This is a genomic window from Dryocola baronae, from assembly GCF_051297175.1.
GTDB lineage: Bacteria > Pseudomonadota > Gammaproteobacteria > Enterobacterales > Enterobacteriaceae > Dryocola.
In genome coordinates this window covers 2,164,041-2,176,732 of record NZ_JBINNY010000001.1, presented here as the reverse complement: position 1 = coordinate 2,176,732, position 12,692 = coordinate 2,164,041, and the positions used below count along the sequence as shown (strand labels likewise).

The following is a 12,692-nucleotide window of genomic DNA, read 5'->3' as shown; positions in this document are numbered from 1 at the left end:
AATATGTACGATGTCGGATGACAATGATTAGGATAATCAATTCCCATGCATTATTCATTTAGGGATAAAGAAAAGGGTTTTACCTATCAAGATAAAACCCTTTCAAACACTTACAGTGTTGCCATATCTATGACAAAGCGATATTTCACATCACTTTTCTGCATTCGACTGAATGCCATTTCAATATCTTCCATCTTTATCATTTCGATATCAGAAGTAATACCGTTGCTGGCACAGAAATCGAGCATTTCCTGAGTTTCAGCAATGCCACCAATCAGTGACCCAGCAAGTTGACGACGCTGAAAAACAAGATTTGAGACACTGGGGGAAGGATGCGGACTGTCAGGGATGCCCACCATTGTCATGGTACCGTCGCGTTTAAGCATTGCCATAAAAGCGTCCAGATCGTGCGGTGCGGCTACGGTATTCAGAATGAAATCAAAAGACTTTTGATGCGCGGCCATCTCATCCGAATTTTTGGACACAACAACATTATCCGCGCCCAGTCTGCGGACTTCTTCAATTTTTGATGCGGACGTAGTAAAGGCAACCACGGTTGCGCCCATTGCATGAGCCAGTTTAATGCCCATGTGACCAAGGCCTCCAATTCCTACGATACCGACTTTTTTACCCGGACCAACCTGCCAGTGACGCAGTGGCGACCAGGTTGTTACTCCTGCACACAGCAGAGGCGCAACAGCCGCCAGGCTGGAATGATCATGGGTAATCTTCAGTACAAACTTTTCGTTAACGGTGATACTTGCTGCATAACCGCCGTAGGTATTTTCACCCGAGCCATCCAGCCAGCCATTATAGGTCTGCTTCCAGCCGTGCGGTCCTTCACAATACTGCTCGAATCCCTCTTCACAGGATTCGCAATGCTGGCAACTGTCGACCATGCAGCCAACACCCACAATATCCCCCACGTTGTGGCGTGTAACTGCTGAGCCTGCGGCAGTTACACGGCCAATAATCTCGTGGCCCGGGACGATAGGATAGCGGATCCCTGGCCATTCACCGCGTGCAGCGTGAAGGTCTGAATGGCAGACACCACAGAAAAGTATGTCAATGACAACATCATTTTCACCGGTGGCTTTCGCTGGAACGGTCGTTGGCAGAAGTGGGGTTGTCGGCGACTGAGCCGCGTATGCTTTAATGATATTCACTTGGTATCGTCCTGTTTACGTGACGGATAGAGATAAAGGGACTGTACACAGGCCATGTAGCAGTGGGATAAATTATCAACCCGGATAGGTCGCTTCAGCTGACCAGTCTTTCGTACTCTGGTTATGTAGATCCCAGAACTGGTTACCCACGTCGCGCGCTTCTTTTGAATCAGGTGCCACAACCGTTGAGACGGTGATGCTGGCAATATGAATCCCCTGCTTTTTAAGAGTATCAAACAGGCCAAACGCCATATTTCGGATACCAGCCTTACCAATGCTCAGTGACAGAAATTCTGGATCGGGATAAAGCGCAAAGCCCCCACCGGTCAGCAGGATGGTTCCCGCTCCACGCTTGCTCATTACCGGCAGAACAGACTGCGTAGCAGTCAGTGCACCACCGATGTTGATGGCCAGATCATCAACGAAAGATCCCTGCGGCTGAGAGGTAATTGATTCATTGCGCATCACAGCTGCGTTGTAATGCAGAACATCAATGGCACCGAATTCAGCTTCAGTCTGCGAAATCAGTCTGCTGATACTCTCAGCATTGCGGGCATCGACGATTCTGAATTCAGCGGTGTAACCTTGCGCTTGTAGAGCATCAGCCATCTGACGCAATTTTTCTTCCTGACGGGCAGCAAGCACGACGCGGAATCCTTCTTTTGCAAAGCGCGCGGCTGTTTCATAACCCATGCCCGGGCCAGTACCAATACTCAGAAATGTTTTCATCAAATTTGCCTCTGTAGTTACACGACGAGGAAAACAGTGTAGAAAACACTTAATTAATCAACAATCGCGTTAAAACACATTTGAGTAATGCAAATTATGCAGGAATTGATGAGCAGGGTTAGTATTGAGGAACTGACCGCCTTTGTCGCGGTGGCGGAGACCGGTAGCTTCAGGGGAGCCTCCGAGAGGCTTGGTCGGGATGCAACGGTGCTGTCCCGTCGTATTGGCAGTCTCGAAAATTTTCTCGGGGTGCAGCTTTTTTCTCGCACCACCCGGCGGGTGGCGCTGACTGAAGTTGGGATCATGTATCATCAGCGCGTTCGCACACTTCTGGATGAGCTGGATATCGCCACGCGGGAGGCCAGTAACTTTGCTGCAAGCGCACGAGGTCAGCTTCGCATTTCCCTTCCAGTGGCCTTTGGTCGACTATGGATTGCTCCACTCCTGCCTGGATTTATCAAAAAATATCCGGAAATACGTATTGATGCCCGTTATATCGACCGCTATGTAGACGTGGTCGCCGAGGGTTTTGATGTAGCTATACGTGCGGGTACGCTGCGAGACAGCTCCCTCAAGGCCCGTAGGGTAGCCTCCTTTCAGAATTTGCTGGTCGCATCCCCAGAATATATTGCCATGCACGGCACACCCTCACATCCGGAGGGGCTGACAGCACATCAGTGCCTGGCTTTTGTCCGCCCCTCAACGTCGTCAGACTGGACGTTGAAAAAAGGGAAGCAGATCGAAATTCTGCACCCCGAAGGCCCCCTGACAGCCGATAACTCCGAAACACTGCTGCTTGCGGCCATTCATTCCACAGGGATCGCCATGCTTCCCGACTGGCTCGTGGGCCCCGCGCTACTGAGTGGTGAACTTATTCATATTCTGCCGGACTGGCGCGGGTCAGAGGAAGGTGAAATTTATGCGGTAATGCCTCCCGGGCCACTTCTTCCTGCGAAAACGCGGGTCTTTGTGGATGAAATTGTCAGCGCGTTCACCGGGGGCTGGAAACAACCGCAAGCCTGACCTATCACCCCTCTTTCCCCCTCTCCATAGCACACGGCCGATCCGCCTCCCGGCAGACAGCGCCGTCAGGACATATCGAATTTCATGTTGACTCTTTATGTAGTGATCACTATAAATTACAAATTACTTAGTGATCACTACATATAAATTATACCGCTGAGCGCTAGCAGTGCATCGATAAATGATTAACGGCAGGACCGGAATGATGACTCCAACAATTTCAGACCAACTGATTGCCTGGCTACAGACGATGGGGTCACTCGGGCCGGCTATGTTTGCCGGTGTTTTTATTCTTGCTACGCCTTAATCAGAAAGTCATCCGTAAAGCATCATTCAAAAACGAGGATTAAACCATGACCAAGCCAGTATACGTACAGGAATACAACGAGATCGTTAAGGTACTGAATCAGTACAATGAAGGTGGCAAACAGGCTGACAGCAGTATCATGAAACCTGCTTTCAGTAAGGAAGCTACCATTTACGGAGTGGACGGCGACGGCAAACTGACCGGTGGCCCTATCCAGGGATTATTTGACACCATTGATTCTGCCTTCCGCCCATCTCCTGAAGCACAGGGCGTTATCGTTAATATAGATATTGTGGGCACCGCTGCCAGTGCGCGTATTGATACTAACGATATCTCTGGTTTCTGCTTCACCGACTTTTTCAATCTCCTCAAAGTCGATGGCAAATGGACCGTGGTCAGCAAAATCTATCACACCCACGTTGCACCCTGATTAACTGACCGTCGGGATCTCATCCCCTGATGCCTGTCACTCCCGCCTCGACGCCGGAGTGACAGGCATCGCTTTTCTCGTTCTGTGACCAGAACAAAGAATGACCTCTCATCCAGCAGTAATGCATATGGAAAAGCCCTGATGCTGGAAGAGTAGAATGTGGTGCAGTCGGTACAGTTGCTCTGAAACCTCTGGCTAATGCTAATTTTGAAAAAGGAATGAACTATGGCGACGGTAACAATTACCCCGGTAGATTTATCAAAGGCATTTCGTCTGATAAACCATGGACCGACAACGCTGGTATCAGCCCGACATGACGGTGTGGATAATGTGATGGCGGCATCATGGGTTTGCGCCCTGGATTATGCTCCGCCAAAGCTGACCGTGGTGCTCGACAAGATGGCTCGCACACGAGAGCTTATAGAAAAAAGCGGACAATTTGTTATTCAGATCCCCACCGTTGCACAGATTGCCCTGACACACCATGCATGTACACACAGCCTCCGCACCGATCCGAAAAAATGAGGCATCCTGCCGTACGGACTTTTGAAATGCCCGGTACGGATATGCCTTTTATTGAAGGCTGCGCTGGATGGCTTGCCTGCAAGGTTATCCCGGAGCCACATAATCAAGACGCTTATGATTTGTTTATCGGTGAAATCACAGGAGCCTGGGCAGATTCGCGAATCTTCAGCAACGGCCGCTGGAAGTTTGATTCCGCCGATCCAGCCTGGCGAAGCCTCCACTACATTGCTGGAGGGCAGTTTTATGCCACCGGTGAGGGTATGACGATGGGTGGCCCGGAAATGCCATGATTAACTCGCCCAGGCCAGGCCAGGCCAGGCTCAGTGCCGGATGCCCTATAATCGGGGCAAAAGCCGAACGGCCTGTGCTGCGATACGCTGTAGTTCAGCCTGTGAGATACCATCCTGAGCGGGTATGGACATGCCTTCGAGCAGCGTATTTAATGTCAGACCGAGGCTATCCACATCCGTATCGGCCGGTAAGTGTCCGGCCTGTACACCAGCCTGCAGGCGTTCCCTGAAGTAAATCCTGCCCTCCTCTCTCAACGCCTTAACCGCATCGTAGACATCTTTTGATTCCGGTGAAACGTTGATGGCCGCCAGAACAACCAGGCAGCCGCAGGGTGCTTCCTGACTTGTGAGGATGACGGCAGCTTCTGTAAAAAAGTTATGGATAGCGTCATACACGTTTTCTTCCTGACGCATCCTTTCCCATGGCTCATCCCAGAATGTTCTTTCGTAGTAGTTCACCGCCTCCAGAAACAACTCCGCCTTACTACCAAAGGCTGCGTACAAGCTGGGCGGATTGATATCCATCACCCTGCAAAGTTCACCCACGGAGGCTGGTTCGTATCCACAGCGCCAGAAAACACCCAGGGCGCGAATCAGGGCCTTGTCCCGGTCAAAATTACGTGGGCGCCCTCTTCGTGAGGGAGTACTGTGCGTTGAATCTGTCATATTCCTGCCTGATGAAAAGTCAAAATTGATGGTTCACTATACAAGACCCTGAGGCCAGGTGTCGTTAATGGGCAATGTTATCACGCCCTCCCCGTCCCCTCATTCCAGCGAGCAGAAGGCGCGGACCCCAGTATAACCGGCCTGAATCATTTGACGCAGTAACACCTCATTTTCAGCGTCCCTTCCCGACTCCTGAACGTCAAAACTCGCAGACCAGGTCACCAGGGTTTCAATGACGCCCGTGGCATTTTCCTGTTCTTCTACCTTGATGGAGCGTGTGGCAGGGTTCTTGCCCTCAAGTCCATCTCAGTACAATGTGATGACCGTTTAATTGTATTGGTCACTACATAATAGTGTTATTATGTATCGAGTGCTACATAAAAGTAGAAATTTGTCCAGGAGGTAAACAAAGCAGAGCTGTTTATAAAACATGCTGACCGTCCGTTGCCCCGGACGCAGACGCCTGCGAATTCACCGTTTGTTTAACCCCTGCCCTCGCAGTCCAGAATGCCCGCGATAGATATCACACCACGTCCAAAACAGCAGCGATGGTTACAAAAAGCAAAAATAGGCTTGCCTTTTTATGTAGTGATCGCTATAAATTGCCATATCTTTAGTGACCACTACACAATGTTGTGTGTAAGACAGTTTTTGCCGCACCGTACGTTTTATCAACTAAGACACCGGCATTACGTCGAAAGAAATGACACAGGAAACAAAATGAAACCGAAATATGCACCTTTATTTGAACCCTACACCCTTAACAACGGCGTCATTATTAAAAATCGTTTTACCGTTGCGCCAATGACCCATTTTGCCTCCCACGAAGACGGCAGCATCAGTGATGAAGAGCGTAACTTTCTGACCAATCGCTTTGACGGATTTGGCCTTTTTATCGCTGCCGCAACTCTGGTATCTCCGGAAGGTAAAGCGTTCGTCGGCCAGCCAGAAGCTATTGGTGAGAAAGACTTACCCAGCCTGCGTGAAGTAGCCCAAATAGCTAAAAACCAGGGTGCTACAGCCATCCTTCAGATCCACCACGGCGGCCACCTGAGCATTCCTGAACTGTTAAGTGGCCGGGATATGGTGGCGCCTTCAGCAGATGAGAAATCGGGAGCACGGGCTCTCACCGATCGGGAAATTCACGATCTGATAGCAGCATTTGCCAATGCGGCACACTTAGCTATTCAGGCAGGGTTTGATGGCGTTGAAATACACGGGGCCAATAACTATCTGATTCAGCAGTTTGTATCAGGAGAAAGCAACCGCCGTACCGATGAATGGGGCGGCACAATTGAGCAACGTCTACGGTTCCCGCTTGCGATTGTTGATGCAGTCATGGAAGTGAAGCAAAAATATGCCAGCGATAAATTTATCGTCGGTTATCGTTTTTCTCCGGAAGAGCCGGGTGCGCATGGTCTGACAATGAAAGACACCTTTGCACTGATTGATGCCCTGGTACAGAAACCACTGCAATATCTACACGTTTCGCTGTGGGACTTTTACAAGAAAGCTCGTCGCGGGGCAGATACCTCACTCACCCGCATGCAACTTTTGCACGAGCGTATTAACGGTAAACTGCCGCTCATTGGCGTCGGTAACCTCTTTACTGCAGATCAGATCCTCGAAGCCTATCTGACGGGTTGGGCGGAATTTATTGCCTTAGGTAAAACCGTAATGATGAATCCGGATCTTATCAATCTGATCGCCTCAGGTCAGGAGGAGCGGATTGTGACAGCAATCGACCCGCATAAGGAAGACCGTTACCGCATTCCGGATAATCTGTGGAACCAGAATATGCAGCGTCTTTCCTACCTGCCTCCGGTAAAAGACGACGTCAACTGGCAGTCGCCGGATATTTAATGTGCAAGGTCATAAAGAATAAATCCTCCTTTCCGTCGACTTGGCGAATGACTTCCGTAGCTGACGTGTTCGTCAGCTAAAATCCCCAAACAGGAATACAGCATGAATTACATTCAGAACAAAACTGCCGTTGTGACAGGCGCCTCCTCAGGTATTGGTGCGGCCACGGTGAAAGCCCTGCTCGATAAAAACGTTAATGTGGTCGCGGTTGCGCAAAATATCGAACGTCTTAATGCGTTCGTGGACCCTCTGAAGCAGGCTGGGTATAACATTGCTGGCTATGCTGCCAGCGTGGCGGATCTGGACTCAATGAAATCCGTTGCTGACTTTGCCGTAAAAACCTATGGCTCGGTTGATATTCTGGTGAATAACGCCGGTCTGATGCTGTTCTCTTACTGGGAAGACGTGGCAATTGATGACTGGAACAAAATGGTTGACGTTAATATTAAGGGTTACCTGAACGGGATTGCCGCCGTGCTGCCGCAGATGATGAAGCAGAAGTCAGGCCACATTCTTAATATGGCCTCCGTAGCCGGGCACCAGGTTGACGCCGCTGCGGGCGTCTACAGCGCCACCAAGTTCTTCGTTCAGGCGATGACTGAATCCATGCGTAAGGATCTGGGCGTTAATCACGGCATACGTGCCAATACCGTGAGCCCAGGCGTGATCAATACGGGATGGGCTGATAAAGTTAGCGATCCTGAAGGCCGTAAGGCCGCTCAGGAACTTAACAAGATTGCCATTAGCTCAGAGGATGTTGCCAATGCCGTGATTTATGCGCTGAACCAGCCGGATAACGTCACAGTCAACGATTTGATCATTTCCCCTACCCGTCAGAACTGGTAACCACACGACATATCATTGGGTAACTGAAAATGCCCTGGCTTACCGAAAGGTAGAAAAAACTGGGGCATTTTTTGCCGTTGGTGGTGAAACAATCAAATCATGAATTTACATGCTTAACGATTAATTCCCATCAGACCTGCTAATCAGCGACCTTATTACGATTCCAACTTCCTGTGCAACGGTGCGCATTTCGCTGTGAGGTCAGACTAATCGAACGTATACAACGTGTCCTAAGAAAACATTGAGGGAAGTTGAATTGCTTTAAATACCGCGATGTTTCTCTAATTTGATATCAGTGCCGTTAATATTTGTTTCATTGCCCCAGCCCAGCTGCATGTAGAACTTCGCCGCGCGACTATTTTTATCGGTTTCCAGCCAGGCAATTTCATGATGTTTGAATAATTCCTGCTCTGCTAGCACAACAAGCCTGCGACCTATACCTCTGCCTTCATATTCCGGGAGAACAAAGGCCGCAAAAAGACAACCTTCATCCGGCAAAATCATTGTAAAACCGATGATTTTTTCATTTTCAGTCGCAACCCATGCGCAATGATTCTTCTCAATCATATCGGCCACGACGCTTTCGGTAATCCCCATTTGCCGCATTTCTTCACGACTCAGATGATTCTCGATTACCGATGTTCTCACTTCGAACATACCATCAACATCAGAAATTTGAGCTGTTCTCACATCGATACTCATTAGTCTTACTCCATGTTTTCTAATAAATTTGATAATAATATCCGTTATTATATGTAGGGAACCATAGTAATTTGAACGCCAGGGCTTTTAATAATATCCGCTCCCCGCTCGAAGCGGACATAAAGTAAATTGCGATACTTTGAGTAGTGAAAAGTCGTTTCCGCTCAGTTTTTATTGTTGAGAACGGCTTCCTCCCGTGAACCCAGCAAATGATAAAAATAGCATTCACTCATTTGCCGTGTTAACGCCCCTCGCCGATCGCTGACGCATAGCGCCCGGCGGATATCCATTGATGCGCTTAAAAGCTCTGCTAAAGGCTGCCTGTGAGGCATAGCCGAGGCGAAGAGCAACGGTGTCAATTGAGATCTTATCGTGAATAATCCAGTGACCTGCGATGCGCATACGCACCTCCCTTGCATAGCGCAGGGGAGGTATGCCGATGATTGATTTGAAGCGTTCTGCAAAAACAGAACGTGACACATGCGACTGTGCGGCAAGCTCAGCAACAGACCACTCCCGACCCGCATCGCGATGAATGGCCAGAATTGCACGGGCGAGTCGTGGATCGCGTAACGCAGCGATCAGGCCAGCGGCGTTCTCGCTGCCGTTTTCGATCCATCCACGCACAATCATGGCCGCCGCCACTTCTGCGAGGCGTGCCAGAATGCCCGCGAAGCCAGCGCGTCCTGAACAGATTTCAAATTTCATCGCGTCCAGAATGGGAACCAGCCCCGGAAAGATCTGTTCATTTGCCTCAACCACTATGGCCTGTGGCATCAGTTTCCCAAGCTCCTGCATCCCACCGAGATCGAACTCCATACATCCATAAAACAGAACCGTACTGGGGGTCGGATGCGAACTCGGGCAAGTATTGATTCCGCTGACGGCCTCGCCTAAAGGAGCAGCGCCTAACGTGTCGATATGTTGATATGAGCAGCTGACATCCGATACAAGCTGATGATCCTCACCCTGCGGCAGGAATACCATGCTTCCGGCCTTCAGTTCGTGCAATGTACCATCGTGTGTGCGAAGCAGAGCCGTACCCACCGCGATGTAGTGAAAATAGGCATGTCCCGGCCTGTTGCTAAAACCGACGCCAAACTCGGAGCCAGTCTGTAAACGACGATACTGAACGCCACGCAGGCGCATTTCCAGCAGCAGTTCACTGATGAGCTCGGATGAAAGGGCAAAATGTTTATTCACATGCATAACCGGGGTTTCGGGTAAAAAATCAGGATGTGGCATCATAGATCGTCCGACTAAGCAACTCTAGACTTGGATTTGTAATTTTTACTCCAAGAAGAGTGTGTTATGAGAAATGAAGCAACCGAAGCTTTATCCGCTAGTTTGAACAGTTCGGAACCCAAAGAATCCGCATGGATGGCCGTTATTTCACTGACTATGGGGGTGTTTGGCTTGCTGACTGCAGAATATCTTCCTGCCAGCCTGTTGACACCCATGGCCGCCGATCTCGGTGTGACCGAAGCTCTTGCTGGTCAGGCTGTGACGGTAACCGCCGTGGTGGCCCTGTTTGCTGGCCTGACGGTTCCCCGCCTGACGCGTAATTACGATCGCCGAAATGTTTTGCTTGGCTTTACCGTGCTGATGATCGCCTCCAACCTGCTTGTCGCGCTTTCATCCAGTCTCGCAGTTCTGTTAGTCATGCGCATTTTGCTGGGCATCGCGCTGGGAGGATTCTGGAGTATGGCTGCTGCCGTCGCGATGCGGCTGGTCCCTGCTAAAAGCGTGCCTCGTGCTCTCTCCATTATTTTTAGCGGTATTGCTGTCGGTACCGTAGTTTCGATCCCGCTGGGAAGCTATTTAGGTGGGCTATATGGCTGGCGTAGTGCTTTTATCGCTGCAACCGCAGTAGGCGTGCTCACACTGCTCTTCCAGCTGTTTACCCTACCTGGAATGGCGCCGCGTAGAATGACGATAACGGCTTCTGTGATGGATTTGCTACGCCGCCCGGGCATTGCAATAGGAATGACGGGGTGTGTGATTGCCCATACCGGTCAGTATGCGCTGTTTACCTATATTCGTCCGGCGCTTGAAAATATTGTCCAACTTGATGTCGATCGTTTGTCTTTGATACTGCTTGGATTTGGCATCGCTAATTTTATCGGTACGCTGCTGGCCGGATGGCTGATGGAGAGAAGCCTGCGTCTTACCCTGATACTTATGCCAGCGCTTGTCGGTTTCGCGGCATTAAGCATGATTCTGCTGCCGCTAGAGGAAAAAGGATTGATGTTGTTCGTCGCGATGTGGGGGATGGCATTTGGTGGCGTACCTGTTGCGTGGTCAAACTGGGTAGCGCGTTCCGTTCCCGATCAGGCTGAAACCGCTGGCGGCATGGTTGTCGCAGCCGTTCAGTCCTCCATTGCTGCGGGTGCCGCGTTGGGAGGATTACTCTTTGGTATCAGCGGGGTAACAGGTGTATTCATCACCGCTGGCTGCATAATGTTTTTTGCCACGCTCGTTATTGGACTAAAGGTAAGGGTCGCGCTGACCTGACCACTTTACGGATATACGTCTGCTCCACACCACAAATTATGAACGTGAGTAATACCTAAATCCAACCTTAACGCCGTATAAGAATCCACGCTCCGGCGTGGATTTTTTTATAAATGCGGCGGATTCTACAATTGCGAGCCGGGAATAATAGCCGGTAATACAGCCTGCCATGACTGAAGAATACGGTGCAGCGTGTTGGTATTTTTCACGCCTAGCTTATGTAACCCTCTTATCGTATGCGCGCTAACGGTCTTTTCGCTGATGCTAAACATCTCGGCAAGATGCTTACGGTTAGAGACTGTATATAACGCCTTAATTATCATCTCTTCTCTGCGGGTCAAAATGGCCGTTGTCTCGTCATCGAAGTCCTTTTCACGACTCGCCTGAAGGCGACTAGCATATGCGTTGAGAGTAGCATTTTTGCCTAAAAACGCATGACTGCAATATACCAGAGCGCTGAATGAATCATTGATATCTGCATGGCGTAATTTATCACCATGGAAAATATAGACGTACTCGCTGCCCGCATCAAAAACTATCATTCCGGAGGTATCACTGATATTAAGTTTTTCGATTAATGAACGTACGCCAAGAATAAAATAATTATCGCAGGAATAAATCTGCACAACACCGTCCGATCTCAAGCTGAAATAGTGAGTTAAAAGGCCTGCCAGGCAGGCCTTGAGTATGCTGACAAAGCGGGGGTTAGTTGGATCGCATAAAGACCGGTTTCGGCGGCACGCCCGGAGGGCAATGGTCCAGCAGCGCCGTAAAGGCTGTCAGTGCCTCATCTTTTTCTTTATTACGCAACGCTATCTCTGCTGGGGTACTGGCAAGCATTAGATTTACATCCAAATCAAATGTTTGTGCGATACCCATAATCCCAACAACGCTAGGATCGTGTTGACGGCTCTCCGTATTGATGTTTGCTAAAGATATTTCTTTATATGAACGCATGACAGAAAGTAGCGAAATAAATTTATCTTTATTCTCCCGTGCGTTAGCATCAGATGAATTAAATTTATGTTCAAAAATTTTATTCACTTCCGCTTTATTGTCCTTATTGGCCACCAGCGCCCTGCGCTCTTCTGGAGAAAATTTATTTTCCGCCAGCGTTTGCCCCATCCATTTTTTGATCAAAAAACTTGCTTCAACATTATTAATTTCATCACTTTTGATCGCATTCAAAAATGCAGCCGGGTCGGTCAAACGTTGATTAAATTCGCTGAGTTTGATCGTTGGACTCTGTCGAAACATACCGTTTATAGAGCCAGGGTCAGCTTCCATTTTGCGCGTTAATTCCTGACAGAATGTCCTCGTGTCGGCTCCCGAAATAGGATTAAGCGTAGTCACAGGCGGCGTTGACGCAGGCGGTGTAGATGCAGGCGGTGTAGACGCAGGAGCTTCAGCAGCCGAGGGGCTCATCCTCTCGCTAAGGCGATGGAAACCTGCAACGACCGCGTCTTTCATCGTTACCAGCGAGTTATATACTTTTGTCACGCAAGAAAGAAATCCCTGCTGGACGCTATTCATGGCATTCCCTGCGGCCGTGGCGGCTTTGGCGCTCGCGCTTGCCATCGCCTGGTACAGTTCAGCAGGCGGAATCGGCATTGTAATCATTACATAGTTTC

At 49.6% G+C, this 12,692-nt stretch carries 12 protein-coding genes and 1 pseudogene; 6 read left to right on the top strand and 7 right to left on the bottom strand.

From position 1 onward, the window contains the following. Positions 1-110 precede the first annotated feature (110 nt). Together ACSPHG_RS10230 and ACSPHG_RS10225 are read right to left on the bottom strand one after the other, a co-directional pair. A complete protein-coding gene (locus tag ACSPHG_RS10230; protein WP_435953358.1) occupies positions 111-1,166 on the bottom strand; it encodes an NAD(P)-dependent alcohol dehydrogenase in 1,056 nt (351 codons plus the stop codon). A 75-nt stretch (positions 1,167-1,241) separates the two neighbouring features. Next, the gene (locus tag ACSPHG_RS10225) at positions 1,242-1,895 is read right to left on the bottom strand and encodes an SDR family oxidoreductase (RefSeq protein WP_435953357.1); all 654 of its coding nucleotides are present in this window, start codon (positions 1,893-1,895) and stop codon (positions 1,242-1,244) included. A gap of 87 nt (positions 1,896-1,982) precedes the next feature. Between ACSPHG_RS10225 and ACSPHG_RS10220 the strand changes: the two genes are divergently transcribed. The 3 genes and pseudogenes from ACSPHG_RS10220 (at position 1,983) to ACSPHG_RS10210 (ending at position 4,470) form a co-directional block, all read left to right on the top strand. After that, positions 1,983-2,918, top strand: a complete 936-nt coding sequence (locus ACSPHG_RS10220; protein WP_435953356.1) for a LysR family transcriptional regulator — start codon at positions 1,983-1,985, stop codon at positions 2,916-2,918. Between the two features lie 353 nt (positions 2,919-3,271). Continuing rightward, positions 3,272-3,655 carry a nuclear transport factor 2 family protein gene (locus ACSPHG_RS10215; RefSeq protein ID WP_435953355.1) on the top strand — a complete coding sequence of 128 codons (384 nt, stop codon included), beginning with the start codon at positions 3,272-3,274 and terminating at the stop codon, positions 3,653-3,655. 225 nt (positions 3,656-3,880) lie between these two features. Continuing rightward, positions 3,881-4,470, top strand: a pseudogene (locus tag ACSPHG_RS10210) (flavin reductase family protein). Positions 4,471-4,515: 45 nt separating this feature from the next. On the opposite strand, the gene ACSPHG_RS10205 reads toward ACSPHG_RS10210, so the two are convergent. Beyond that, positions 4,516-5,136: a TetR/AcrR family transcriptional regulator gene (locus ACSPHG_RS10205; RefSeq protein ID WP_435953354.1), complete on the bottom strand. Its 621-nt coding sequence runs from the start codon at positions 5,134-5,136 to the stop codon at positions 4,516-4,518. Between the two features lie 720 nt (positions 5,137-5,856). Between ACSPHG_RS10205 and ACSPHG_RS10200 the strand changes: the two genes are divergently transcribed. Further along, entirely contained in the window at positions 5,857-6,999 is a 1,143-nt protein-coding gene (locus ACSPHG_RS10200) for an NADH-dependent flavin oxidoreductase (RefSeq protein WP_435953353.1), read from the top strand. A gap of 102 nt (positions 7,000-7,101) precedes the next feature. After that, a complete protein-coding gene (locus ACSPHG_RS10195) occupies positions 7,102-7,845 on the top strand; it encodes an SDR family oxidoreductase (protein WP_435953352.1) in 744 nt (247 codons plus the stop codon). A gap of 261 nt (positions 7,846-8,106) precedes the next feature. Here the strand turns inward: ACSPHG_RS10195 and ACSPHG_RS10190 are convergent, their stop codons facing one another. Together ACSPHG_RS10190 and ACSPHG_RS10185 are read right to left on the bottom strand one after the other, a co-directional pair. After that, positions 8,107-8,547: a GNAT family N-acetyltransferase gene (locus tag ACSPHG_RS10190; protein ID WP_435953351.1), complete on the bottom strand. Its 441-nt coding sequence runs from the start codon at positions 8,545-8,547 to the stop codon at positions 8,107-8,109. A gap of 225 nt (positions 8,548-8,772) precedes the next feature. Further along, positions 8,773-9,795, bottom strand: coding sequence for an AraC family transcriptional regulator (locus tag ACSPHG_RS10185; protein ID WP_435953350.1), 1,023 nt, complete (start codon positions 9,793-9,795; stop codon positions 8,773-8,775). A 63-nt stretch (positions 9,796-9,858) separates the two neighbouring features. Between ACSPHG_RS10185 and ACSPHG_RS10180 the strand changes: the two genes are divergently transcribed. Beyond that, positions 9,859-11,061 carry an MFS transporter gene (locus ACSPHG_RS10180; protein ID WP_435953349.1) on the top strand — a complete coding sequence of 401 codons (1,203 nt, stop codon included), beginning with the start codon at positions 9,859-9,861 and terminating at the stop codon, positions 11,059-11,061. Between the two features lie 125 nt (positions 11,062-11,186). Here ACSPHG_RS10180 and ACSPHG_RS10175 read toward each other — a convergent pair whose 3' ends face one another. Then, entirely contained in the window at positions 11,187-11,687 is a 501-nt protein-coding gene (locus tag ACSPHG_RS10175) for a LuxR C-terminal-related transcriptional regulator (RefSeq protein ID WP_435953348.1), read from the bottom strand. A gap of 79 nt (positions 11,688-11,766) precedes the next feature. Continuing rightward, positions 11,767-12,681: a hypothetical protein gene (locus tag ACSPHG_RS10170; protein ID WP_435953347.1), complete on the bottom strand. Its 915-nt coding sequence runs from the start codon at positions 12,679-12,681 to the stop codon at positions 11,767-11,769. Between the last annotated feature and the right edge of the window lie 11 nt (positions 12,682-12,692).